The sequence below is a fragment of the Edaphobacter paludis genome (genome assembly GCF_039993895.1).
GTDB lineage: Bacteria > Acidobacteriota > Terriglobia > Terriglobales > Acidobacteriaceae > Edaphobacter > Edaphobacter paludis.
This window is the reverse complement of record NZ_CP121194.1, coordinates 639831-664035: the sequence shown is the minus strand read 5'-3', so window position 1 is coordinate 664035 and position 24205 is coordinate 639831. Positions and strand designations below refer to the sequence as shown.

Sequence of the window (24205 nt, the reverse complement as noted above, 5' to 3'; positions counted from 1 at the left end):
TGCGTAGTTTCCAAAAGATATAACTACAAAGCTTGTATTGAATGACTCCAGAACAGTGGACTTTCTCACTGCGTAGAGTAAATTCTATGGACAAGCCGAACGGGCGATTAGTACTGGTAAGCTACATGCATTACTGCACTTCAACATCCAGCCTATCAACCAGGTGGTCTTCCTGGGCCCTTCATTTCCCTTTTGGGTTGGGAGATCTCATCTTAGAGCGTGCTTCCCGCTTATATGCATTCAGCGGTTATCACAACCGAACTTCGCTACCCAGCCGTGCCCTTGGCAGGACAACTGGAACACAAGAGGTTCGTCCATCCCGGTCCTCTCGTACTAAGGACAGCCCTCTTCAAATCTCCTACGCCCACAGCAGATAGAGACCGAACTGTCTCGCGACGTTCTGAACCCAGCTCACGTACCACTTTAATCGGCGAACAGCCGAACCCTTGGAACCTTCTACAGCTCCAGGATGTGATGAGCCGACATCGAGGTGCCAAACCGAAGCGTCGATATGAACTCTTGGCTTCGATCAGCCTGTTATCCCCGGCGTACCTTTTATCCGTTGAGCGATGGCCCTTCCATACAGAACCACCGGATCACTAAGGCCTGCTTTCGCATCTGCTCGACTTGTAGGTCTCGCAGTTAACCACACTTATGCCTTTGCACTCGACGGTCGATTTCCAAACGACCTGAGTGTAGCTTCGCGCGCCTCCGTTACAATTTAGGAGGCGACCGCCCCAGTCAAACTACCCGTCTTACTATGTCCCTCTCCCGGATTACGGGAGCAGGTTAGAATCACAACACTCGCAGGGTGGTATCTCACCGTTGGCTCCACCGAACCCAAAAGTCCGGTATCAAAGCCTCCCACCTATCCTGCGCAGCAAGAGCCGTAACTCATAGTAAAAGTATAGTAAAGGTGCACGGGGTCTTTTCGTCTAGCTGCGGGTAACCGGCATCTTCACCGGTACTACAAGTTCGCCGAGCAACTCGTTAAGACAGTCGAACGATCGTTACTCCATTCGTGCAGGTCGGAACTTACCCGACAAGGAATTTCGCTACCTTAGGACCGTTATAGTTACGGCCGCCGTTCACCGGGGCTTCAGTTCAAAGCTTCGAGCTTGCGCCCTAACCTCTCCCTTTAACCTTCCGGCACCGGGCAGGAGTCAGCCCCTATACGTCGTTTTTGACTTTGCAGAGACCTGTGTTTTTGTTAAACAGTCGCCGTTCGCGTTTCACTGCGGCCACTTAGGGCTTGCACCCCAGTGGCGACCCTTCTCCCGAAGTTACGGGTCTAATTTGCCGAGTTCCTTAACAAGCTTTCACTCGAGCGCCTTTGGATATTCTCCTCGTCTACCTGTGTCGGTTTGTGGTACGGTTCCCAATCCCTCTCCTTAGAGGTTTTTCTTGGCAGCATGAAATCAGCAGCTTTCAGCCATACGGCTTACTGCTTTACGCCTCACTGTTAAGTCTCTCCGGATTTGCCTAGAGAAACCAGCTTACGCGTATCGAACCCCATAGCCATAGGAGGTCCTGCTTATCCTTCTGCGTCACCCCATCGTATAACGAGGTATTGGGAGGTCCGGAATATTAACCGGATTTCCATCGTCTACGCCTTTCGGCCTCGACTTAGGGACCGCCTAACCCTGAGCGGATTAACCTTCCTCAGGAAACCTTAGACTTTCGGCGTGAAGGGTTCTCACCTTCATTATCGCTACTTATGCCGGCAGGGTCTCTTCTCTAATGTCCACGTATCTTCCCAGTTACGCTTCATCCACGAGAGAATGCTCTCCTACCACGCACATCTAAAAGATGTGCATCCGCTGCTTCGGTATACAGTTTTAGCCCCGTTGTATTGTCGGCACCGGACCTCTTGACCAGTGAGCTATTACGCTTTCTTTAAAGGATGGCTGCTTCTAAGCCAACCTCCTGGCTGTCTGAGAGTTCCGACTTCCTTTCCCACTTAACTGTAATTTTGGGACCTTAGCAGGCGGTCTGGACTGTTTTCCTTTTGACTGTGAAGCTTAGCCCCCACAGTCTGACTGCCGGGCTGGTTGTAATTGGCATTCGAAGTTTGATTGGATTCAGTAAGCCGGAAAGCCCCCTAGTCCATCCATGTCTCTACCACCAATCCAAATCACCCGACGCTAGCCCTAAAGCTATTTCGGAGAGAACGAGCTATCACGGAATTTGATTAGCCTTTCACCCCTACCCTCAGCTCATCCGAGCTTTTTTCAACAAACACCGGTTCGGTCCTCCAATGGGTGTTACCCCATCTTCAACCTGGCCAAGGGTAGATCATCCCGCTTCGCGTCTATTCCTGCCAACTTATCGCCCTATTCAGACTCGCTTTCGCTGCGGCTCGCTCACGCTTAACCTTGCTGACAAGAATAACTAGCCGGCTCATTATGCAATAGGCACGCGGTCAGACATTCCCTTACGGGCATAGTCCTCCCACTGCTTGTAGGCACACGGTTTCAGGTACTTTTCACTCCCCTCAATGGGGTGCTTTTCGCCTTTCCCTCACGGTACTGGTTCACTATCGGTCAGAAACGAGTATTTAGCCTTACGGGATGGTCCCCGTGGATTCAAGCAGGGTTTCTCGTGCCCCGCCTTACTCAGGTACCTGCTTCGAGTCTGGATCGTTTTCGCCTACGGGTCTGTCACCCTCTTTGGATCTCCTTTCCAGAAGATTCAGCTAACAACCAGATTGGTAACTCTACTTTTGCAGGCCCTACAACCCCCGATACACCGAAATGCAACGGGTTTGGGCTGTTCCGAGTTCGCTCGCCACTACTATCGGAATCGAGGTTTCTTTCTCCTCCTGGAGGTACTGAGATGGTTCACTTCCCTCCGTTCGCCTGTTCCTACCTATGAATTCAGTAGGACATACCTAGGTTTTACCTAGGTGGGTTTCCCCATTCGGAAATCTCCGGATCAACGCGTGTGTGCCGCTCCCCGAAGCTTATCGCAGCTTGCCGCGTCCTTCATCGCCTGTTTCTGCCAAGGCATCCACCGTGCGCCCTTAGTAGCTTGACCATAGAATTTACTCGCACGCAGCAGAGTGAAAACCTCTGCAACATAGAGCAATCTACGTTTGATATATAGTCCACGCCTGTGTCGTACAGTCCTTCATCTCAACTTGCGAGAATCAGACCGGTAACACGAAAATTATTCTAAAGACACTCAATACTGATTGACAGCTTTCTTCGGAAACTACCCGAAGACATGCTGCTCAGCCTTGTAGTTATATTTACCCAATCTATTCAGTTGTCAAAAATCATGAGCGAATCGTATTGCTACGTTGTCGCATCGCACCCTTAGGCGGCTTGAACATTCCTGCTCAAGGTTCAACCTCGCTCTTTATCTAAGAGCAGAGGCTCAACCTCAAGCAGACATCGCTTGGTGAAACCTCTATCGAGTAGTTATGGTGGAGCTGAACGGGATCGAACCGTTGACCCCCTGCTTGCAAAGCAGGTGCTCTCCCAACTGAGCTACAGCCCCATGGCTACAAGTCTAAACCAGACTCGTAGTTGAGATAAAGGTGGTGGGCCTGGGTAGATTCGAACTACCGACCTCACCCTTATCAGGGGTGCGCTCTAACCAACTGAGCTACAGGCCCGACTCTACAGCATCGAACCCGAAGGCGTGATGCGCAGGCTGCTCTGTTGTTGATTCATAAAGAATCAAAAATCGAGCTCTCTCGAAAGGTTTCGAGGACACAGTTGAACGTGCATGGCAGCTACGCCGCCATTGACCATCGGTGTTGACAGATATCGAAAAAAAGAAGGTTTAGTTCAGGCTCATCTACAATCACCGAAGCGCTTGCAGATGGTTCTTGGCAACGTCACTATCAACTCAATCTAATCGCAAAATTAGATTGCCTGCAATCGCAGGGCGCTGAAGTGTGCCAAGACGTTCTCTTTTAGAAAGGAGGTGATCCAGCCGCAGGTTCTCCTACGGCTACCTTGTTACGACTTCACCCCAATCATGAATCACACCTTGGGCGGCTGCTTCCTTGCGGTTAGCGTACCGACTTCTAGTGCAACCCACTTTCGTGATGTGACGGGCGGTGTGTACAAGGCCCGGGAACGTATTCACCGTGGCATGCTGATCCACGATTACTAGCGATTCCAGCTTCATGGAGTCGAGTTGCAGACTCCAATCCGAACTGAGGCCGGCTTTTTCCGATTAGCTCACCCTCGCGGGGTTGCAGCGGTTTGTACCGGCCATTGTAGCACGTGTGTAGCCCTGGACATAAAGGCCATGAGGACTTGACGTCATCCCCACCTTCCTCCCCGTTATCCGAGGCGGTTTCGTCAGAGTGCTCAACTAAATGGTAGCAACTGAAGATAAGGGTTGCGCTCGTTGCGGGACTTAACCCAACATCTCACGACACGAGCTGACGACAGCCATGCAGCACCTATATACATGTCTATTGCTAGACGCCGACGTTTCTGCCGGATTCATGTACATTTCGAGCCCAGGTAAGGTTCTTCGCGTTGCGTCGAATTAAACCACATGCTCCACCGCTTGTGCGGGCCCCCGTCAATTCCTTTGAGTTTCAGCCTTGCGACCGTACTCCCCAGGCGGATTGTTTATCGCGTTAGCTTCGACACGGCAGGATTGGGTACCTGCCACATCAAACAATCATCGTTTAGGGCTAGGACTACCAGGGTATCTAATCCTGTTTGCTCCCCTAGCTTTCGTGCCTCAGCGTCAGTTATGGTCCAGTGAGCCGCTTTCGCCACAGGTGTTCCTTCCGATATCTACGCATTTCACCGCTACACCGGAAATTCCACTCACCTCTCCCATACTCAAGCCCGGCAGTTTCTTATGCAGGCTTCGGGTTGAGCCCGAAGATTTCACACAAGACTTGCCAAACCGCCTACGCACCCTTTACGCCCAATAAATCCGAACAACGCTTGCCCCCCTCGTATTACCGCGGCTGCTGGCACGAAGTTAGCCGGGGCTTCTTCTATAGGTACCGTCATTATCTTCCCTATCGAAAGGAGTTTACATCCCAAGGGATTTCATCCTCCACGCGGCGTTGCTGCGTCAGGGTTTCCCCCATTGCGCAAAATTCCCCACTGCTGCCTCCCGTAGGAGTCTGGACCGTGTTTCAGTTCCAGTGTGTCCGTGCGCCCTCTCAGGCCGGATACAGATCATCGTCTTGGTGGGCCATTACCCCGCCAACTAACTAATCTGCCGCGAACTCCTCTCCAAGCGCATTGCTGCTTTGACTCGTAAGTATTATGCGGTATTAGCTAAGATTTCTCTCAGTTATTCCCCACTCGGAGGTAGATTATTCACGTGTTACTCACCCGTGCGCCACTTTACTCAGGTATTGCTACCCTTTCTCGTGCGACTTGCATGTGTTAGGCACGCCGCCAGCGTTGATTCTGAGCCAGGATCAAACTCTCGTTTAATCTTGGTTTGCTTGCCATCCATCGACAGGGGTCGGGATGGTTCAAGCGCCCCCGGTGCTCGAAAGACCGGAGGTTTATAACTAGTGAGAATGACTAAACCAAATTTCGTATCATCTCACGACTGGCACGTTCAACTATGTTGTCAAAGATCCTGACTGCATCCACCTAAGCGGGCAGCTTTGGATCAAGGACGAAATCGGCATAAGCCAGATTTGTGTCCTCGAACTTGATGCGCTGTTGTCGTCTGTATTTGCTGCTTACCTTGGCTTCTCTATTTCTTACTGGCTTTGTGTCAGCCTTTTAGAGTACCGCTCGGCAGCGTTTGACGTTTTAGCGAACTTTCTAAGATTATCGAAGTTTCAAGCTTCTGTCAACTTCTTTTTTTTAGCTTTTTTCGAGTTTTACTTCAACCTCGAAAAGCCTCAAACGAATCTTATTCGCACAGCACAAATATCTCAAAACATCCTAACGATCACAATGCGATCGCGGAGCACTCAGCTCCTGAACTATTGAATTGCAGTGGCTTGGGTTTGGTTACCGGCTGGCCATTAGCTCGTTGCCGATCAAACACTTGGACTGCGCTCCATCATCCCTTTGTTACACGCTCATGTTGTTGCTAGAGCTAAGGTGAGAAGCTTTTGTTTCTTACTGCCTATTCAGAGTACCGTGCTTTTCAATTCCTTGCAAGCACTGTGTTTCTGCGCTTTTCAGTTCTTTGTAAGCACTGCGTTTCTGCGACTTCCTGAGATTAGCAGTGCGTTCCGCTTCATGCAACCTTTTCTCCTGTTGAAAACTCGGCTTTCCTGTAGAAAACCAGCTTATCCCCAGTAAAGACGGGGCCTTAAGAATTCTGAAACATCTTGTTTTTTTTGCCTGGTAGACAAAAAACCACACTCTCAAGCTAGAATCCCCATCATGGAACCTACAGAAATGCAGGAGTTCACCAAGCAACTCCATGAAGCAAACGAAGAAAAGGGTGAATCCCTCACCCATATTTCGCTGGCAATCTCCATTCTCGCCGTCCTCGTTGCTATGGTCACGGTTCTCGGGCACCGCAGCCACACCGAGGCGATTCTCATGCAATCCCGTGTCGCCGACCAGTGGAACCTCTACCAGGCCAAGAAAATCCGCATGGATAGCCTCTCCGTGACCGTCGACCTCATCCAGCTGCAATCCTTTGCCAGTTCCCCTGGCGCAGTGGCCAAATTGCAGGAATATAAAGCCCACATTGCGAAATGGAAGACGGACCTCGCCGAAGAACAGGAAAAGGCCCATGAATACGAGCAAGAGGTCAGCCTGGCGGAACGACGGGCCTCACATTACGATCTCGGCGAAGCCCTACTCCAGATTTCGGTCGTCCTCTCCTCCATTACGCTTTTCACGCGGCGCCGATCCTACTTCTATCTCGGCCTCACAATTGGGGCCATCGGTATGGTTGTCGCCGCTCTGGGCTTGCTCGTCCACTAACTAAAGCGGTTCACGTCCATTCCCAGCGTGAACTTCTCTCCGTGGGTTTGCAGTTCCTCCCAGGTCACCTCGCGGCCGGTGTAAGCGGCCATACGGCCCAGCATGCAGCTCTGCGCTGTCTCCACGCCGGCGGCAATCTGGTTGTGGAATTGTCCTGAGGTAATGCTCTCGATAAAGCTACGGTCCTTTTCGCGGTCCGCCAATGCGAGGTTGTCCTTGAACTCCCCGTTGGCAGCGAATTTACCCGGCTCCGTTGGCGCGGCGGCTGCATCCTGCCACGACCATGCCGATCGGCCAAGAATTCGGACTGGCCCGGCATATGGGACATCCGCCGAACCCTCGGCTCCAAAGATCCGCATCCCGGCCTCAAAAAATCCGTAATCACCAAACTGTGTCGACGCAAAGCTCACGTGGACATCGCCTGGATAGGTGTAGGTCACCTGATAGTTGTCCCAACAGTCGCCCGCATGGGTCAGAATGTTGCGCCCTCCAGTGGCGATCGCCTTCAGGGGATGACCGCCCAGCGCCCAATTGCAAAGGTCAATGATGTGAATGTTCTGCTCGACCAGAATGTCTCCGGAGAGCACCTTGTCCCATAACCAGTTGCGCAGCCGCCATTCGTCGTGCGAGGCACCAGCGGGTGCCATCTTTTCCGTCGACGCAGGCGCATAGTAGCTCGCAGAGATCGATGCGATCTTGCCGAGCGCGCCGTCCTTTACCCTTCCGATCACAGCGGCAATCGGCGGAGCGCTCCTCACCTGAAAGCCCACATCCACGCTCTGCTTGCCGCTGACTCGCTGCGCAATCTCCAGCGCCTTCTTTGACTGGGCCACGTCCACGCCGACCGGCTTCTCGCAGTAGACATGCTTGCCCGCGTCCACCATCGCCTCCAGATGCTGCACATGAAACCACGGCGGCGTCGAGATCTGCACCATGTCCACGTCCTTCGAGTGCGCGAGCTCCATGAACGCCTCGTGGCCGTGGAAGGTCAACCTGTCCTCAATCGCCGCATGGCCAAGCCCTGCGTTCAATTTGTCGAAGTGCGCCTTTCCCAGCGCCAGCTTGTCGGGAAAGATGTCGGCCAGCGCGACCACCCGCGCCGTCGTGTTTTGTGCAAACGAACTTGCTACCGATGTTCCGCGATTGCCGCAGCCCAGCAGTGCCATTCGGACGGCCGAGTTGGCCTCGTACCCGAACGCCGTCTTCGACTTCAGCAGCAAGAGTCCCGATGCCGCAGCCCCTGCCTTCACAAACTTCCGCCTGTCCATCTCCTTCATGCGCTCTCCCTTTTTTATCTGCAATCGTCAGCCAATCACGTCAGCCAGAACCTTCTCCAGATACGCCTTCTCCTGACGTACATCGGCAATCTGCTGCGGTCCCGAGGTCTCGCGTTCAATTGTCACCGCGCCGTTGTAACCCAGTCGATGGAGTTTGCTGAATACTTTATGGAAGTCCACCAGGCCGGTGCCAATCAGAACCTCTTCGCCGAGCTTGCTGGGGTCGGTCGGCCATCTGCCGTCCTTGGCATGAATGCTCTTCACATGCGGCCCCAGAATGTCCACTGCATCCACCGGGTTCGCCTTGCCGTACAGAATCAGGTTGGCCGTATCGAGTCCGACGCCGAGATTCGGCTGCGCCACATCGCGCAGCATCCGCGACATGGTTGTCGGCGTCTCCTGCCCTGTCTCCATCAAGAATTCCTGTCCGTTCCCCGCGCAATGCTTCGCCACCTCGCGAATTGCGACGACTGCCTCCGCATAGAGCGGATCGGCAGGATCTTCGGGAATGAATCCGCAGTGGGTCTGCACCTGGTTCACGCCCACGAGCTTCGCAAAATCGGAGACCTGTCGTAGCGCGTCCATCCGCACCGCGCGCGTGGCACGCGGAATCAGCCCGATGGTCGATGGTCCCTGCATAAAATCCCACACCAATTTTCCCGGCCCTACCACCTCTACCGTCGTCGCCCTTACGCCATAGCGGTCCAGCAATCCACGCATCTGCGTCGCCAGTTGCGGCGTAAATTTGCCAATATAACCATCGAGAGAAAGAAAGCAGGTAGCAAGGCCCAGGTCGTGCACCCGCTTGATTGTCTCCTCAGGGCCCTGAAAGGGCGAGATGACCAGGCCCAACTCCATCGTCCTGCCCATCCGGACCGGTGTACCCCTCGCTCCCGCACCACCCATTGCATCTGCGATCCCAGTCGTACCCGCCAGCGCAGCCGTCGCTGCCAAACCCAGAAAATCTCTCCGCCGCATCTATTCCCCCTCGTCTTACACACACCAGAACTCTTGCTGAGCGCATTTGTTCAACGCGCCCAACATACCAGAATTCCAATCCAAATAGCTAAAGAGGCGAGCGCACAGATACAAAGTCTCTATCGGGACGTATGACTGACGATAAGCGCGATTGGAAGCCCTACGAAGAAGATGTGAATGACCAATTGGATCAAAAATGCCTTTACAGAGAACACGCGCTTAGGAGCCGCGGACAGCGGCAGCACGATGCGGCTCATCACCACATGAACGACCGTGCCGTAAACAGCGCCACAGACAAACGGGCTTTCGATCAATCCCGGCAACCTGCGGCTAAGTGCGTAGTAGACAGCAGCGACGATCAACGCAATCACGAAGTGAAAAAGCAATCCGACAGTAGCACTTCGCTTACCGCCGCTGAAGGCCGGACTACCCAAAGCACCGCTCGCAATGCCCTGCCAAAGCCTCTCGATCGAGAGACCTTGCAGGGCAAAGAGTGTAGAAGTAGCGGTGATATCCAGCGTACCGGCTAATAAGCCTGCAAGTGCAACCGTCTCTACTGCTGTCATTGCATCCTCGTGGCAGCTAAATTGAAACGAAATTGCGGGCTTGCGATCTACTGGGTGTGCGCTTTATAGGCTCCGACTTTATATGTCCCCGGCGTCGTTCGTGCCGCGATACTGAGCCGATTCCACGCATTGATTGTCGTAATCGCCAGGCTCAGGTCGGCCAGTTCCTTCTCATTGAACTGCTTTCGAACCTCTTCATACACCGCATCGGGCACATGCCCTTGCGTCACCAGCGTCAAAGCTTCGGTCCAGGCCAGCGCCGCGCGCTCCCGATCGGTATACCAGGGGCACTCCCGCCACGCATCGAGCGTATACAACCGCTGCTCCGTCTCTCCGGCTGCACGCAGATCTTTCGAGTGCATGTCCAGGCAGAACGCGCAGCCATTGATCTGCGATGCCCTCAGCTTGACCAGATGAAGTAGTCCTTCCTCCAACCCGCACCCATGTAGATACGCTTCAAGAGCACTCATCGCCTTATAAGCATCCGGCGCCGCCTTGAAATAATTAAAACGTTGTTCCATGTATCCTCCGAATAAAATCGCGATGGTCTTTGGATGACCCCAAATCAAAACTCGCACCAAAAAAATCAGGTCAGGCGCCACATTGTTTGATCACGATCAATTCCCTTCTCTCCTTGACATCGGCTCACAACAACGAGCATCGTTTCTGATTAAAAGGAAAGGATGGGTGTTATGAAACCAATGAATACTCTCTCCTCCTGCCCAGTCTGCCCCACCGCAGTACGCCAGACTGACTCTCCTAATGCGCGCAAGCTAACCGCTGTATTGGGCCTGCTTCTTCTCATCACGACCGCTGGCATTGCCCAGCGTCAGGACAACAATGCAGATAACGCTTTCCTTCCCGGTCCGGCGCGAAGCGTCTCAACCGTTCCTGCCAATGGAGATGTAAATCCTTATGGAGTCGCCTTCATCACAAGCGACTTCCAGATCGGTTCCGGCCCTTTAAAGAACGGCGACATTCTTGTATCGAACTTCAACAACTCCATGAATCTTCAGGGAACCGGCACCACCATCGTTCGTATCTCCAGGATGGGTAAGCAGTCTCTTTTCTTCCAGGGCAAAGTTCCACTTGGTCTTTCGACGGCGCTTGGCACCCTTCAGGCCGGTTTCGTCGTCGTAGGTAATTTCCCCAGTACCGATGGCACCATCGCCACAGCCACCCCGGGCTCACTGCTGGTGGTTAACAACCATGGGCAGTTAAAGCAGACCATCACCAGCCCTGAGATTCAGGGTCCATGGGACATGGCGCTCGTCGACCACGGAGGCCAGGCCATCGCATTCATCGCGAATGCCTTGACTGGCACAGTCAGCCGTCTTGATTTCACCGTGAGCGCGGCCGGCCTGACGTTGACGCATTCCAAAACAATCGCCTCCGGCTATATCCATCGTGGAGACCCGGTAACGTTTGTCGTGTCGCCCACGGGCCTCGTCTACGATGAGCGAAGCGACATACTTTATGTGGCCTCAACTGGCGACAACGAAGTCTTCGCCGTCAAGAACGCCAGCGAGCGTACATCGGATGGAGGAGTGGGACGCATTGTCTATCAGGACAACGTTCACCTGCACGGCGCGCTCGCCATGGCGGAGGCGCCGAACGGGCACCTGCTGGTCTCCAACAGCGACGGCATCAATAGCGATCCCGCTCAACCCAGCGAGATCGTTGAATTCACGAAGGATGGAACGTTTGTGAAGCAGCTCTCCGTCGATCCTGCTCAAGGAGGAGCGTTCGGGCTTGCGGTACATAACTCAGACGACGTCGCCACCTTCGCCGCCGTCGATGACAACACCGCGACCCTGACCATCTGGCAAATTAACCAATAGAAATAGTCGATCCAAGGAAGCTACAACCCCGCCCGGTATTCATAAAAGTACCGGGCAGGACTGACCGGCACCAAGCCGCAGTTGTTATACCCAATCACAATCAACCAGGCGACACACAAAACGCCACACTCAGGGCTTGGCAATCACACCCAGGTCCACCAGACCATTCACAAAATACTGCACCGCCAGCGCCACCAGCAGCAGACCCATGATGCGCACCAGAATCCGCACGCCAGTATCGCCCAGCGCTCGCGCTACCTTGTCCGAGTTACCCAGCACCAAATAACAAATCGACGCTGTAATAAAGATGGAGATCAAAATCGCCGCCATCTGCCACCGCGTCTGTGCCTGGCCCACCAGCACCATCACGCTGGTAATCGCGCCCGGCCCGGCGAGCATCGGGATGCCCAGCGGAACGATGCCCGCGTCCTCTTTTGCCCGCGCCTCGGTCGCCTCTTCCGTCGACTCCTGGGTCGGGGAACGCTTCGCCTCGAGCATATCGAGACCGATCAGCAGCAGAATAATGCCACCCGCGATCTCGAACGCCGGCAGCGTGATCCCGAACATCTTGAAGATGTACTGACCCGCAATGGCAAACGCGCTCAGCACCACCAGCGCCGTCAGCGAAGCCTTCCAGGCCGTCTTCCGCCGACGGCCTGCGTCATCCCCCGCCGTTACCGCCAGAAAGGTCGGCAACGCAGCAAACGGGTCCACCAGGAAGAAGATCGAGCTCAACGCCAGCACCGAAAACCGCACGTATGCCGACCGCTCCAGTACGGCCAGGCTCATCGAATGGGCGTCAAGAATCACTCCTCATTCTCCCACGGCCTCCTCAACACCCCGCTATAATTAACTTTCAGCCGTCAGGAGCGAATCGCATGGCCCTTCAGACCACCAACAATATCTGGCATAACGGAAATCTCATTCCCTGGGATAAAGCCCAAATCCACGTCATGTCCCACGTGGTTCACTACGGGTCTTCGGTCTTCGAAGGCATCCGCTGTTACACGCAGCCCAAAGGTGCGGGAGTCTTTCGCCTTCAGGAACACATGGCCCGGCTCTTGGATTCCGCCAAGATCTACCGCATGCCCGTGCCCTACACGGTCGACCAGCTTTGCTCCGCCGTCGTCGATGTAGTCGAAGCCAATGGCATCGCCCCCTGCTATATCCGGCCCATTGCATTCAGAGGCTACGGCGAGATCGGCGTCAATCCGCTGAAGTCTCCGGTCGAGGTTTATATCGCGAACTTCCCGTGGGGCAAATACGTTCCCGGCAATGCTGGCGCCGACGTCTGCATCTCCAGTTGGAACCGCCTTGCGCCCAACACCATGCCCTCGCTTGCCAAGGCTGGCGCCAACTACATGAACTCGCAGCTCATCCGCATGGAAGCCGAGGTCAACGGCTACTCCGAGGGCATCGCGCTCGATGTTAACGGTTATCTCTCCGAGGGCTCTGGCGAGAACCTCTTCCTCGTTAAGGGCGGCATCCTCTACACCACGCCCCTCGCCAACTCTGTGCTCAGCGGCATCACCCGCGCCTCGGTCATCACGCTGGCCAAGCAGCTTGGCATCGAAGTCGTCGAGCAGGCGCTGCCCCGCGAGATGCTTTACATCGCTGACGAGGCGTTCTTCACCGGCACCGCCGCCGAGGTTACTCACCTCCGCTCGGTCGACCGCATCCTGGTGGGCGACGGCACTATGGGCCCCATCACCAGCGCGCTGCATGAGGAGTTCTTCAGCATCGTCAACGGATTGAAGCCCGACCGCCACAATTGGCTTACCCCGGTTAATGTGAAGGTAGCCGAACCTGTAGGCGCATAGTTTTTAGATACGGATGTAGCTGAAAGCCACCCTTCTCTGGGTGGCTTTTAGTTTGGTGAGGTTGTTGACCGTGCAGCCAATAGTTTTCGGCGTTCGGCGATGAGCTGCTTTTGCTTTGCCTTTGGCAGCGCCAGGGTGGCCCGGGTTTTCGGTGGGAGTTTGGCGAGAGTCAGGTCGTACGCGGAACGGAGCTGCTGCTCCCATTCGGGATTGCGGAAGACGCTCCAGCGCTCGGCGGCGACCCAATAGATGCGGGCCATGTAGGGCGCGGGAAAGATGCCGTCGATTTCGAGTAGCTCGGCGTAACGCTCTGCGCCCGCGGAGTAGGAGATGACGGCTCTGCCATCGCCGTCGAGATTGACCAGCGCGAACATCTTTCCGCCGATAGCCTTATCCCCTGTCCAGAAGACAAGGTTTGCGCCCCATTGCATGGTCTCGACGACATGGGGGAGTTTGAGGAGGAAGGCGCGGATGCGTTCGGCGTCCATGGGGTGAGTATATGAGGTGGCTTGGAGGGGCACCCTCAATGGCACACAACATGCGCTGCCAAGACGCGCACTATATCACGGATTGCTGTTGATTGTTCCACGTGGAACATTGATGTACACCCCCCCCGGCTGAATGGCTCAATTCATCTATGCCTGCTTCAGTCGAGATGACGTGTGGATAGACGGAGGCGGATGGGGCCTTTGGCCGTGGATGGGTTGACGACGGCTCCGTGTTGGGTGATCTCGATCTTGCCTGCGACGACGAGACGACGGGCTGCGGCGCGGGCTGGCTCCATGAGGGCCTCCCAATCGCGGCGGGTGGCTTTGTCCTTGTCGCGGGCGTCGCCGCTGACCAGTTTGGCTGCTTCGGAGGGGCAGATGGTTTTGGTCTTGTCTCCGTCGGCGGTGCGTTCGGCGAGGAGCGAGAGGATGGCGGCTTCAAGGGCTGCGTCCCTTTCGCCGGGGTGGTAGCCGCTGCAGGCTTCGCTGCAAAACTTGATGATGTCCCAATCCTGCTCGTATTTCTTCTGCCACTGGATGGGGCGGCGACAGGTCTTGCAGAGCTTATCTTTGTGCGGGGTGGGGCGGTCGGGTTTGGGTCTGCGGTCCGGCATATTGGCTTTGGATCTTAATGTATTGTCGTACCTTTCCTTCTCGCTCAGGGATGGATCGCACTGCCGCGTGTTCTGTTCATACAACAGGAGAGCACGAATGGGATAGGCCTTACTCTGTGATTCACGTCACGGCATGCCTTTTCCGTGGGAAGGGAGAATCAAGAGAGAGGATCTCTTCCGATGGCACGCATTGTCGTTATCGTGGGTCACGCACGCACCGGAACTTTTTGCGAGGCTCTTGGGGAAAGCTATGCACGAGGGGCCAGGGCGGGTGGACATGCCGTGAAATTGTTCGTCACCAGCAGAATGAAGTTCGACCCCATTCTGCATGAGGGCTTCGAACGGGTGCAGCCTCTCGAACCGGATATTAAGGCAGCACACGACGCAATGATGGAGGCCGATCATTTAGTGCTGATCTTTCCGCTGTGGCTGGGCACGCAGCCGGCAATCCTGAACGGCTTTCTTGAGCGCGTGTTGCAACCTGATCTGGTTGAGTCGTCAAAAAAAGGCAAGTTCCTGAAGTTGCTGAAAGGCAAGTCGGCGCGTGTCATCATCACCATGGGAATGCCGGGTGTTGTCTATCGTTGGTGGTTTGGAGCACATGCCCTGAAGATCCTGCGTAATATTTTGCGTTTTATGGGCGTGTCTCCGATTCGCTCCATCATCTATGGCAATGTTGAGGGAGTCGGTGCGGAGGGACGGCGGCGATGGCTGGCGCGGGTCGAAGAACTGGGGCGGCGTGGGGTTTAGACGCTGCCGAACTTTTTCCGATGGACACGTTCACTACTTGCATAGGTAATAGCGAATAGATAGTGAAACATCTTTATACTTGAACAATATGTCCATGTTTCCTTCGCTTGAAGACCAGCTTGACCTCATCACCAAGGGCGCTGCCGAGATTCTTCCGCTGGACGCTCTCAAGGAGCGCATTCAGCAGTCCATTGCCGCGGGCAAGCCGATGCGCATCAAGGCGGGCTTTGACCCGACCGCGCCTGACCTGCATCTTGGCCATACGGTGCTGATTCGCAAGCTGCGACACTTTCAGCAGCTTGGGCATACGGTCATCTTTTTGATCGGAGATTCGACGGCGCTGATCGGCGACCCGACCGGGCGCAACGTCACGCGCAAGCCGCTGACGCCGGAGCAGATTGCGGCCAATGCGGAGACGTATAAGGAGCAGGTGTTCAAGATTCTCGATCCCGAGAAGACCGAGGTTCGCTACAACTCCGAGTGGCTGGACAAGCTGAACTACTACGATATGGTGCGGCTGCTGGCGCAGTTCACGGTGTCCCAGATGCTGGAGCGCGAGGACTTTCACAAGCGCTTCGACGCGGAGCAGCCGATTGCGCTGCACGAGATGATCTATCCGGTGGCGCAGGGCTACGACTCGGTCGAGCTGAAGAGCGATGTGGAGCTGGGCGGGACCGACCAGAAGTTCAACCTGATGCGCGGGCGCGATCTGCAGAAGCACTTTGGCCAGCCGCAGCAGATTGTGCTGATGGTGCCGATTCTTGAAGGGCTGGACGGTGTGCAGAAGATGTCGAAGTCGCTGAACAATGCGATCGGCATCCACGAACCGGCTTCGGAGATGTATGGCAAGCTGATGTCGATCTCCGATGAGCTGATGTGGAAGTACTGGATGCTGCTGACCGATCTGCGTAAGTCGGAGATTGCACAGATGCAGGCCGATGTCGCCAGCGGTGCGCTGCATCCGATGCAGGCGAAGAAGAATCTTGCTCATGCCATTACCGGCGATTTTCATTCGGCGGCGGAGGCCGATGCGGCGGCGGAGAACTGGACCAGGCAGTTTCAGCAGCGCGAGGTCGCGAATGATCTCGAAGAGGTAACGGTGGAATATAGCTCCGTCGCCGGAGCCGATGCGAATACGGTGCGGATGGCGAAGCTGCTGGCACAGGCCGGGCTTGCCGGGTCGGGGAGCGAGGCTACGCGGAAGCTTGCTGAGGGGGCAGTTCGCGTAGGCACTGAGGTGCACCGCGAGGCGACGCTCACACTGGAGTCGCTGCCTGTAAGGCTTACGTTACGGCTGGGCAAAAGGGCCAAAGCTGTAACGGTTGCAGAATGAGCCGGGGTTAAGCCATCTGAGTCATCGCGTGGTAGTGGCGCAAACCTCTGTGGAAAGATGGCATCCTACCATTATGCGTAATTTGATTCGCTCGAAGTTCTTCTGCTGTCTGGCTCTTGTTCTTTTTACCGCTGCGACGCTTCAGGCGCAGGATGCTACGCAGATTGTGCAGACGGCCGTGAATACTGAGCTGGCCGCCAGCCGCAACGATCACACTCTCTGGAGATATCGCGACGAGCAGCGTGATGCGAACAAGGTCTCCAATGTGGTGCAGACTGCCGAGGGTTCAGTAAAGCGCCTGGTCGAGAAGAATGGCAGACCCCTGACCGCGGAGGAGATGCAGGCTGAAGACGCGCGAATTCAAAATTTCATCCACGATCCGGAGAAGCTGGAGAAACAAAAAAAGGATGGGGCATCGGACGATAAAAATGCGGCCGAGTTGCTGAACATGCTGCCGAAGGCCTTTCGATGGAAGATAGCAAACGAGAATGGGGACTCGATAACACTCACGTTTACTCCGAACCCTGATTTCAATCCGCCGGACATGCAATCGCGCGTGCTTAGTACGATGGCGGGCGAGTTGGTCGTGGATAAGACGCAGCACCGCATCAAGACGATCAGCGGAAAGCTGACGCAGGATATTACCTTCGGCTGGGGTCTGCTGGGAAGACTAAAACAGGGTGGAACCTTTCGCGTGGAACGGCGTGAGTTGAAGCCGGGCTTGTGGCAGATCACCGAGACACATGTCCATATCGTCGGTAAAGCACTGCTGTTTAAGAACATTGGCCAGCAGCAAGATGAGGTGCAGACGGACTTTACCCAGGTGCCTGCGGGTACAACGCTCGAACAGGCGGCGGAGATGTCGAAGCCAGGGAAATAAGCGGTCGTCCTATATCTTTAACCTCAGATGCCTAAGACTCCCTATCCACGGACAGATCGCGAACTGATTCGCCGGATTGAACGCTCAGCAGGACAGCGCGCTGGATACAAGCAACTGATACGCGAGCTTGGGTTGGGCGGGGGCCGCGAACGGCGATTGCTGCTGGAGCAGCTTGCGCGCATCACTGCCCGGGGCGAGTTGGTGAAGATTGACACGGAGCAGTGGAGTTTGCCTGCTGCCGCTCCCGAGAAGACGGCCCGGGCTCCGCGTGATGTGGAGCAGCCGGTTGAACATCGTGCGACCCGCGATCGCCTGGTGGCGGGGAAGATCGATCTGCACCGCGATGGATATGGTTTCGTTCGGCCTAACCAGAGCACCAGCCGCGAAGATGATCTATTTATTCCTCCGAATGAGCTGAACGGGGCCATGCAGGGAGACGAGGTTCTTGTCGACGAGGCTCCGCTGGGGCGCGATGGGAGGCGGTCGGGCCGAGTGGCGCGGATACTGACGCGGCGTAATCCCACGGTGGTCGGCATCTTTCACTATGCGCGGTCGCGAGGGCGCTCCAATTCTTGGGAGAATGCGCCGCTTGTCAACGGCAACTACGTTACGCCGCTGGATGAGCGGATGACGCAGGCAATTCTTATTCCGGAGGGTGCGGAGATTGCCGGGACGCCGCAGCAGACGCCGCACCGCGTGTTGGGCGAAGAGGCGCAGGCGCAGCAGAAGCATTGGTCGGAGGAGCTTGATCCGCACTGGCCGCTCGAAGGGCTTGCGGTGGATATTGAGGTCACGGATTTTCCCGCTCCGGGACGGCCTGCGCGGGGACGCGTGCTTGAAGTACTGGGGCCGCCGGATGCATTTGGCGTCGATGTTGAGATCGTCATTCGCAAGCATCATCTGCCGTATACCTTTCCGACAAATGTACTGGACGAGGCTGCGGCATCAGCGGCGCAGACGGTAGAGACTCTGCCTGCGGATGAACTGGAGCAGCGCAGGGATTTTCGCGGACTGCCAATCGTAACCATCGACGGAGAGACGGCGCGGGACTTCGACGATGCTGTGCTGGTCGAACCCCTGGCAAATGGTAACTGGCAGCTTCAGGTTCATATCGCAGACGTGAGCCACTATGTCCGACCGGGCACGGCGCTCGATCTTGAGGCGCGGCTACGCGGAACGTCAGTCTACTTTCCCGACCGCGCGATTCCTATGCTGCCGTCGCAGCTTTCGAGCGGAATGTGCAGTCTGCGTCCGGATGAAGATCGGCTGGTGTTGAGCTGCCTGATGGAGATCGACGCGCGTGGCGAGGTGCTTGGCTACGAGTTGTGTGAGGGCATCATCCGCAGCGCGCGGCGCATGACGTATACGCAGGTTCAGGCGGTGCTCGATGGAGACGTGGCCACTCGATCCGAGTTCGCTGCACTGGTGCCTGAGTTTGAGCAGATGCACGAGCTTGCGCTGAAACTGAATGCGAAGCGTCATCGCCGAGGCTCGATTGATTTCGACCTGCCGGAGCCCGTGATTCGGTTTGATCCCGATGGAAACATGGAGGCCATTGTCCACTCGCAGCGGGGCTGGTCGCACCGCCTGATCGAGGAGTTCATGCTCTCAGCCAACGAGTGCGTCGCGCATTGGATCGAGGCGCAGGGCGTGCCAGGTATCTACCGCATCCATGAGATGCCAGACCCGAAGCGCATCGTCGACTTTGAAGAGACGGCGAGCCAGTTTGGCTACTCGCTAGGGTTCAGCAGTTTGCCTGTGAAACGAGTCCAGATGAAGTCGGATAAGCGGGCGACACGCGGAGTCGGCCGCACCGCAAAGACACATGAGGTTGCTGAGTCGATTCCCGTGACTCCCCAGATGTATCAGCGACTGACGGCGAAGATCGAAGGCAAGCCGGAGGAACGCATCCTCGCTTACCTTATGCTGCGATCTCTCAAGCAAGCCCGATACAGCGAGCAGAACGTGGGCCACTTCGCGCTTGCCTCTCCCAGCTATACACACTTCACCTCACCCATCCGGCGCTATCCGGATCTGATCGTTCATCGCTTACTGCGGGACCTTCTGCAATCCGGTGCGAACCCCGAAGGCGCAGCCATCCTAAGCACCGATCCTCAACCTTGGCGCGAGATGAGCGCATCAGTCACCGGCAAAAAGCAGGAAGCCACGAAACTGAATGCCAGAGAATCCATTCCAGCGTCAGAATTAGCTGCGATCGCCACCGAATCCAGTCAGGCGGAGCGCCGTGCCGACGATGCCGAACGCGAACTGATCGAGTGGAAGAAGATCCGCTTCATGGAGGACCGTGTAGGCGAGGATTTCGATGCGATCGTTCTCTCCTGCACGAAGTATGGCTTCTTCGTGGAATTGGATAATCTCTTCATCGAAGGATTGGTACCGATTGCCACTCTTCAGGACGATCGTTACATTTTTCGCGACACCGATCGGCAGATTGTAGGCACGCGTAATGGCCGCGTCTTCAAGATGGGCCAGCGCGTCCACGTGTTGCTCGACCGGATCGACCGCCAGCAAAGGCGCCTTCAGTTCGCACTGCTGCCTTCGGACGAGGACACAGCGAATGCGTCCAGATCTCTACGCAAGCCCAAAGGTAAGGCGGCCTCAAAAAAGGAAAGCGCTCATTCCAGTCCGAACCGCTCCGGTAAACCCAAAAGCAAAGAGCGGGTGCGAAATAAGAAGTCCAAGGGAAAGCGGAAAAAGGCCTGAACGGGTTGATGGGCTTGCTCTCCAAAAAGCGCCGGTCTCGGTTGAGATAGCGGGATTATGGCGGTTTTAGCCAAACAGGCAGACCGGCAGCATGACGTTCCGCGTAGTTGTTAAAACGGCTGCTTCAACGCAAAAGCAGCCAGACTGTCCCCTGCGGAAAAAACTGCGTAAAATGGAGACTTCCAAGGAGATTTAATCTAAATGGCGCACATGGTTTTTTGCACCAAATACAAGGCTGAAATGGAAGGCCTCGACGAAGCTCCGTTCGACTCGGACTTCGGCCAGAAGATTTATAAGAATGTCTCGAAAAAGGCGTGGGGAGAGTGGGTCGAACGGCAGAAGATGCTGTTGAATGAATATCGTCTCCAGCCCTGGACACGCGAGGCACAAGAGTTCCTTGTGGAACAGATGAACGAGTTCTTTTTCGGCGAAGGCGGCTCGCTGCCGAAGGAATACGTCGCTCCCTCCCACTAACCGAATGGCGCGAAAAGAGCGTCATTCGTGTACACTTAGTTCTGCAACATACCCCGCCGTCGCCCGCCTGGGCAGACGCGCAACCATAGTCGGGACGTGGCTCAGCCTGGTAGAGCGCACCCTTGGGGTGGGTGAGGTCGCTAGTTCGAATCTAGTCGTCCCGACCATTCTTCCAATTTAGCCCTTTCGAAGATCATATTGAAGGGGTATCTGTATGTAGGTGTGGCACTTACGGCATCTACACAAAAGTTCGAACACATCATTCTGAGCAGTTTGGCTTTTTCCGCAGAATCCTGCGAAACATACAGCAAATAGGCCTTATTCGCGAGTTCGAACACTCTTTGCGCATCTAGTGCCCTGTCGGTGTTTTCGGAGCTGGCGAGACCGTCGAGAGCAAGTTTCACCTGCTGTTCTTCCGTTCTCCAATCAGTCATTTTGCGTTCCCAGAAGTCCTCGGGAATCTTGCCGTCCAGCTTGTCCATGTACGCGGCATCCATGCGATTTCGGATGGCCGTGAGCCGGGACGTCAGACGTACTCTCTCATTCTCCAGCCTGCTATCGGCCTGATTCTGGTCCTCACGCAACGTCGCAACGATCTGCTCGACGATCACGGGCGGCACCTGTAAACCTTGAAGTGGTTCTCCGAGTCTCTGCGATAAAACTTCTTCTTTGAAGCGCGGCAGAACGCATTTCCCGCGATTGCCGGTACAGCGGTAATAGACGTACTTCTGCTTCTGGACATCCCCGGTCAGCATGCAACCATCGTGAGCGCATGTCATTAGTCCACGAAAGGCAATCTCCTGCTTCGAGTACTTTGGGCGGTTATGACCGGTGAGCACCTCTTGCACTCTCTGGAAGGTCTTGGGATCGATGAAAAGCTGGTGCGTGCCGCGATAGGTCTCTCCAGCCCATTCGAAGAATCCAATATAAAACCTATTCTTCAAGATGAGGTGGATGTTGCCACGACTCATCGTTTTGCCGAATTCCGTTTTCAGCACCTTGCATAGCGTGGACAATGTATGAGCACCGGCCGCATAGAGCTCCATGAGCCGGATGACCATGTGTGAATCGACTGGATCAACCTCGATGGTTCGATCGGCCTTGTTGTTTCGGTATCCAAATGGTGCGTGGCCGGGATAGATGCCCTGAGAGGCTTTTTCCCGCATACCCTTCTTCACTTCTTCTTTGAGGTTCTCCGAATAGTTCCGAGCCAGTACCATATTAATGCCGTGGATGAGCTTCGTATTGGACTTGGCGTCCTTGGACAGAACCTGTCCCTCTTTGACGAGGTGAATCTCGATATCCAGTTCTTCTAGGGTGACGGCGTCACGAAAGTTCCGATACAGGCGGTCCGTCTTCTCGACCAAAAGCGTGCGGCACGATGGGTGCTGCTTCAGCCACTTCACCATCTCACTAAACTGCTTCCGGCCCGATGTCTTCGCTGTCTCAACGTCTTCGAATGCTTTGAGGATTGTCATGTCGTTGCGGTCGGCATGCTCGCGGAGCAATTTGGCCTGAGCTCCGAGGGAAAATCCCTCCTGCTGCTGTTCTCTACTGCTGACACGGCTATAAATTATGGCTGATATCACGCTGGTTCTCGCTCACTGGAAGATGACCCGACAGGTACCTGGATCGACTGCAGAGTATCCCATTCATGGAGCAATGAAAAGAAGTCAGCGAGCACTCGCAGATCAACTTGACTTAGTAGTCCTGGAGCAGATGATTTGGGAGCCAACAGACCGGTGCACTTGCCCGACTCCGTCCGCATAACTTCTTGAGCCCGTATTGTTTCCACACCCGTCACAAGGGCTAATACCCGATGAGTTCCCCGGATTGGGCTTATGGGTTCGAATTTCCTTAAGAAGTTCCAGCAAACAACATGTAGAACCTTGCTCGGGAAAAATTCTTCTTTCTGACTCCACAAAGCGGTGCGACCAAGTGAGGTTGTAAGTAGAGAGGCACCCGACCACTGAGCATCCACGTGTCATCGGTGGCGGGGTCTTACGAGGAGTGGATCATGAGTGATTCTTTTGTACTCGGTGTAGGGTTTGTCGTCGACCTGGAGGAGTTGGCCGTGGTGCTCGACTATATTAGTCACGATGAGCATCGTTGGGAGGCCGTCAGCGACGATATCGGCCATTGGGGAGACGACCGGTGTGTGATCATCCGCTATAGCAATCCCAGCGGAGCCGACATTCCGAATGAGATCAGCTTTCGCTTTAGGTGTTTGCCTTACGATTATCCGTTTTTCCCGATTTGGCTCGTATGTCTTCATCCAAGTCTGGCAGAGCCAGTTCGTGGTGGTCTTTACTTTGAGGGCGAAGAGCTTAAGGGTGATTTTCTTGAAGACTGGCGCAGATTCTGGCATCCAATCAGAAAAGCTCTGCCAGTGTTTGGAGCATGATGAACGGAATCGTGCCGCACTGAGATCTCTTATGGCATTTAATTTATGAGTTCTGGCATCGACAGGAGAGACGGAAAGGACGAGATGTTCCGCTTGCATCCCGACGGGGGACCGCCCGGTCTGGATCCGTTGCTGACTCCAGGCCCTAAGATCGTCCTCGGTTAACGTTGAAGGGGCTCTGCAGGCTAGGCCGCCGGTGTGAGCTTTTCTAGCACGTCACCTTTCAACTGCAACCGGTACAGGTTCCCACGACCTTGAGTTGCGGAATCCGGAACTTTCTCGACGAGGATACGGGTGGCGAGAAGTTCAGCGTGGACACGGAAGCATCTGGTGGTCGCTCCGTACCCGAGCTTCTTACTGTCATCCCAACGTTCTCCGAAATATCGGCGAAGCAGCCGCGCCCATTCCTCCGGCTTCTTGGCTTCGTTGCTCAGCCCAGGTTCAGCTTCGAGCAGCTCGATCAACGGTTTAAAGAAGAGGCAGGGTTCTTTCTCGAATAGCGCCACAAAGTTGAGAAAACCAGCGTGTTGGTGGAGGGTTCGGGTACTCGAACCCTCCACCAACACGTTCATTCGCGCGAACCCTAAGCGGGCACAGATTCTCTGCGACGTCCGCGAATTAGTTAAGTGCCTCGGTAACAGGGAGATCCGCTTGAGTGCTTTTGAAAGGATGGTTGATACGTCAGCAGATGGAGTCAGCATCGCATTTGTGGCAAGCTATCTGTAGCGCATGATGCTATTTACGACATGTGCCGTCGCCCCCACGCGGGGGGCGTGGATTGAAACTCAAGCATGCGGGGCTGTGGAAGAAGTTCGGGGCGTCGCCCCCGCGTGGGGCGTCGCATTGGCCCCTTGTACCCGAGAGCTGATATATATTCACGCATTTCGCTCGAACGTAGCCAGTAGTAGACGAATCGGTTCAAGGCCTTTTCTGGATTAACCTTCATCTTCATAATCAGATCGCAGCAGATAGCTTTTCTGGTATGCCGTCATAAATGGCGACGTGGCCAACAAGCGGTTTTGTATTGCTGCGAGAGATGAGCAAGTCACCTTCACTGAGCCAATAATGAGCATCTGCTTTAGTGGGAGCACTGCTCATCTTCACACGTGAGCCATCATAAATGAAGCCCGTTACCGCTGATAAAGTGAGGACGGGCATACCAG

Annotated in this window: 18 protein-coding genes, 3 tRNA genes and 2 rRNA genes; 10 read left to right on the top strand and 13 right to left on the bottom strand. The window is 55.2% G+C overall.

What is annotated here, in order from left to right:
* Nucleotides 1–86: 86 nt before the first annotated feature.
* From P4G45_RS02385 to P4G45_RS02370, 4 genes are all read right to left on the bottom strand, one after another.
* Nucleotides 87–3036: ribosomal RNA gene (locus tag P4G45_RS02385) — 23S ribosomal RNA — on the bottom strand.
* 389 nt (nucleotides 3037–3425) lie between these two features.
* Nucleotides 3426–3501: transfer RNA gene (locus tag P4G45_RS02380), tRNA-Ala, on the bottom strand.
* A 41-nt stretch (nucleotides 3502–3542) separates the two neighbouring features.
* Nucleotides 3543–3619, bottom strand: a tRNA-Ile gene (locus tag P4G45_RS02375).
* A gap of 307 nt (nucleotides 3620–3926) precedes the next feature.
* Nucleotides 3927–5426 (bottom strand): 16S ribosomal RNA (locus P4G45_RS02370).
* The 16S and 23S rRNA genes sit together here with 2 tRNA genes alongside, the layout of an rRNA operon.
* A gap of 915 nt (nucleotides 5427–6341) precedes the next feature.
* Between P4G45_RS02370 and P4G45_RS02365 the strand changes: the two genes are divergently transcribed.
* Nucleotides 6342–6893, top strand: a complete 552-nt coding sequence (locus P4G45_RS02365; RefSeq protein WP_348268099.1) for a DUF4337 domain-containing protein — start codon at nucleotides 6342–6344, stop codon at nucleotides 6891–6893.
* Here the strand turns inward: P4G45_RS02365 and P4G45_RS02360 are convergent.
* The 4 genes from P4G45_RS02360 to P4G45_RS02345 all read right to left on the bottom strand — a co-directional run bounded on the left by P4G45_RS02360 (nucleotide 6890) and on the right by P4G45_RS02345 (nucleotide 10235).
* On the bottom strand, nucleotides 6890–8170 hold the full coding sequence (locus P4G45_RS02360) for a Gfo/Idh/MocA family oxidoreductase (RefSeq protein ID WP_348268098.1): 1281 nt from the start codon (nucleotides 8168–8170) through the stop codon (nucleotides 6890–6892). The genes P4G45_RS02365 and P4G45_RS02360 overlap by 4 nt on opposite strands.
* A 27-nt stretch (nucleotides 8171–8197) precedes the next feature.
* Nucleotides 8198–9148: a sugar phosphate isomerase/epimerase family protein gene (locus P4G45_RS02355; RefSeq protein ID WP_348268097.1), complete on the bottom strand. Its 951-nt coding sequence runs from the start codon at nucleotides 9146–9148 to the stop codon at nucleotides 8198–8200.
* A gap of 119 nt (nucleotides 9149–9267) precedes the next feature.
* Nucleotides 9268–9714, bottom strand: a complete 447-nt coding sequence (locus P4G45_RS02350) for a hypothetical protein (RefSeq protein WP_348268096.1) — start codon at nucleotides 9712–9714, stop codon at nucleotides 9268–9270.
* A gap of 47 nt (nucleotides 9715–9761) precedes the next feature.
* The gene (locus tag P4G45_RS02345; protein ID WP_348268095.1) at nucleotides 9762–10235 is read right to left on the bottom strand and encodes a carboxymuconolactone decarboxylase family protein; all 474 of its coding nucleotides are present in this window, start codon (nucleotides 10233–10235) and stop codon (nucleotides 9762–9764) included.
* A gap of 171 nt (nucleotides 10236–10406) precedes the next feature.
* Here P4G45_RS02345 and P4G45_RS02340 point away from each other — a divergent pair, with 171 nt between their 5' ends.
* Nucleotides 10407–11555, top strand: coding sequence for a hypothetical protein (locus P4G45_RS02340; RefSeq protein ID WP_348268094.1), 1149 nt, complete (start codon nucleotides 10407–10409; stop codon nucleotides 11553–11555).
* A 129-nt stretch (nucleotides 11556–11684) separates the two neighbouring features.
* Here the strand turns inward: P4G45_RS02340 and P4G45_RS02335 are convergent, their stop codons facing one another.
* Nucleotides 11685–12365: a MarC family protein gene (locus P4G45_RS02335; protein ID WP_348268093.1), complete on the bottom strand. Its 681-nt coding sequence runs from the start codon at nucleotides 12363–12365 to the stop codon at nucleotides 11685–11687.
* 68 nt (nucleotides 12366–12433) lie between these two features.
* Here P4G45_RS02335 and P4G45_RS02330 point away from each other — a divergent pair, with 68 nt between their 5' ends.
* Nucleotides 12434–13375 (top strand): branched-chain amino acid transaminase, encoded by a 942-nt coding sequence (locus tag P4G45_RS02330; protein WP_348268092.1) that lies wholly within the window; start codon nucleotides 12434–12436, stop codon nucleotides 13373–13375.
* Nucleotides 13376–13422: 47 nt separating this feature from the next.
* Here the strand turns inward: P4G45_RS02330 and P4G45_RS02325 are convergent, their stop codons facing one another.
* Together P4G45_RS02325 and P4G45_RS02320 are read right to left on the bottom strand one after the other, a co-directional pair.
* Entirely contained in the window at nucleotides 13423–13863 is a 441-nt protein-coding gene (locus tag P4G45_RS02325; RefSeq protein WP_348268091.1) for an MmcQ/YjbR family DNA-binding protein, read from the bottom strand.
* A gap of 158 nt (nucleotides 13864–14021) precedes the next feature.
* Nucleotides 14022–14477 (bottom strand): DUF3253 domain-containing protein, encoded by a 456-nt coding sequence (locus P4G45_RS02320; protein ID WP_348268090.1) that lies wholly within the window; start codon nucleotides 14475–14477, stop codon nucleotides 14022–14024.
* Between the two features lie 180 nt (nucleotides 14478–14657).
* Between P4G45_RS02320 and P4G45_RS02315 the strand changes: the two genes are divergently transcribed.
* From P4G45_RS02315 to P4G45_RS02290, 6 genes are all read left to right on the top strand, one after another.
* Nucleotides 14658–15227, top strand: a complete 570-nt coding sequence (locus P4G45_RS02315; RefSeq protein ID WP_348268089.1) for an NAD(P)H-dependent oxidoreductase — start codon at nucleotides 14658–14660, stop codon at nucleotides 15225–15227.
* Between the two features lie 88 nt (nucleotides 15228–15315).
* On the top strand, nucleotides 15316–16560 hold the full coding sequence (gene tyrS, locus P4G45_RS02310; RefSeq protein WP_348268088.1) for a tyrosine--tRNA ligase: 1245 nt from the start codon (nucleotides 15316–15318) through the stop codon (nucleotides 16558–16560).
* Between the two features lie 73 nt (nucleotides 16561–16633).
* The gene (locus P4G45_RS02305) at nucleotides 16634–17440 is read left to right on the top strand and encodes a hypothetical protein (RefSeq protein WP_348268087.1); all 807 of its coding nucleotides are present in this window, start codon (nucleotides 16634–16636) and stop codon (nucleotides 17438–17440) included.
* A gap of 27 nt (nucleotides 17441–17467) precedes the next feature.
* Nucleotides 17468–20164 carry a VacB/RNase II family 3'-5' exoribonuclease gene (locus P4G45_RS02300; RefSeq protein ID WP_348268086.1) on the top strand — a complete coding sequence of 899 codons (2697 nt, stop codon included), beginning with the start codon at nucleotides 17468–17470 and terminating at the stop codon, nucleotides 20162–20164.
* A 201-nt stretch (nucleotides 20165–20365) separates the two neighbouring features.
* A complete protein-coding gene (locus P4G45_RS02295; RefSeq protein ID WP_348268085.1) occupies nucleotides 20366–20638 on the top strand; it encodes an oxidative damage protection protein in 273 nt (90 codons plus the stop codon).
* 90 nt (nucleotides 20639–20728) lie between these two features.
* Nucleotides 20729–20805: transfer RNA gene (locus P4G45_RS02290), tRNA-Pro, on the top strand.
* Here the strand turns inward: P4G45_RS02290 and P4G45_RS02285 are convergent.
* Nucleotides 20779–22227 (bottom strand): recombinase family protein, encoded by a 1449-nt coding sequence (locus P4G45_RS02285; protein WP_348268084.1) that lies wholly within the window; start codon nucleotides 22225–22227, stop codon nucleotides 20779–20781. The genes P4G45_RS02290 and P4G45_RS02285 overlap by 27 nt on opposite strands.
* A gap of 428 nt (nucleotides 22228–22655) precedes the next feature.
* Between P4G45_RS02285 and P4G45_RS02280 the strand changes: the two genes are divergently transcribed.
* Nucleotides 22656–23042 carry a hypothetical protein gene (locus P4G45_RS02280; protein ID WP_348268083.1) on the top strand — a complete coding sequence of 129 codons (387 nt, stop codon included), beginning with the start codon at nucleotides 22656–22658 and terminating at the stop codon, nucleotides 23040–23042.
* A gap of 185 nt (nucleotides 23043–23227) precedes the next feature.
* Here the strand turns inward: P4G45_RS02280 and P4G45_RS02275 are convergent, their stop codons facing one another.
* A complete protein-coding gene (locus P4G45_RS02275) occupies nucleotides 23228–23614 on the bottom strand; it encodes a hypothetical protein (protein ID WP_348268082.1) in 387 nt (128 codons plus the stop codon).
* Nucleotides 23615–24205 lie beyond the last annotated feature (591 nt).

Coding starts and splice junctions, on each gene's coding strand:
- tyrS (WP_348268088.1), top strand. CDS start 15,316: ATGTCCATGTTTCCTTCGCTTGAAGACCAGCTTGACCTCATCACCAAG.
- P4G45_RS02295 (WP_348268085.1), top strand. CDS start 20,366: ATGGCGCACATGGTTTTTTGCACCAAATACAAGGCTGAAATGGAAGGC.
- P4G45_RS02300 (WP_348268086.1), top strand. CDS start 17,468: ATGCCTAAGACTCCCTATCCACGGACAGATCGCGAACTGATTCGCCGG.
- P4G45_RS02330 (WP_348268092.1), top strand. CDS start 12,434: ATGGCCCTTCAGACCACCAACAATATCTGGCATAACGGAAATCTCATT.
- P4G45_RS02360 (WP_348268098.1), bottom strand. CDS start 8,170: ATGAAGGAGATGGACAGGCGGAAGTTTGTGAAGGCAGGGGCTGCGGCA.
- P4G45_RS02280 (WP_348268083.1), top strand. CDS start 22,656: ATGAGTGATTCTTTTGTACTCGGTGTAGGGTTTGTCGTCGACCTGGAG.
- P4G45_RS02340 (WP_348268094.1), top strand. CDS start 10,407: ATGAAACCAATGAATACTCTCTCCTCCTGCCCAGTCTGCCCCACCGCA.
- P4G45_RS02345 (WP_348268095.1), bottom strand. CDS start 10,235: ATGGAACAACGTTTTAATTATTTCAAGGCGGCGCCGGATGCTTATAAG.
- P4G45_RS02365 (WP_348268099.1), top strand. CDS start 6,342: ATGGAACCTACAGAAATGCAGGAGTTCACCAAGCAACTCCATGAAGCA.
- P4G45_RS02305 (WP_348268087.1), top strand. CDS start 16,634: ATGCGTAATTTGATTCGCTCGAAGTTCTTCTGCTGTCTGGCTCTTGTT.
- P4G45_RS02350 (WP_348268096.1), bottom strand. CDS start 9,714: ATGACAGCAGTAGAGACGGTTGCACTTGCAGGCTTATTAGCCGGTACG.
- P4G45_RS02275 (WP_348268082.1), bottom strand. CDS start 23,614: ATGAACGTGTTGGTGGAGGGTTCGAGTACCCGAACCCTCCACCAACAC.
- P4G45_RS02355 (WP_348268097.1), bottom strand. CDS start 9,148: ATGCGGCGGAGAGATTTTCTGGGTTTGGCAGCGACGGCTGCGCTGGCG.
- P4G45_RS02315 (WP_348268089.1), top strand. CDS start 14,658: ATGGCACGCATTGTCGTTATCGTGGGTCACGCACGCACCGGAACTTTT.
- P4G45_RS02325 (WP_348268091.1), bottom strand. CDS start 13,863: ATGGACGCCGAACGCATCCGCGCCTTCCTCCTCAAACTCCCCCATGTC.
- P4G45_RS02320 (WP_348268090.1), bottom strand. CDS start 14,477: ATGCCGGACCGCAGACCCAAACCCGACCGCCCCACCCCGCACAAAGAT.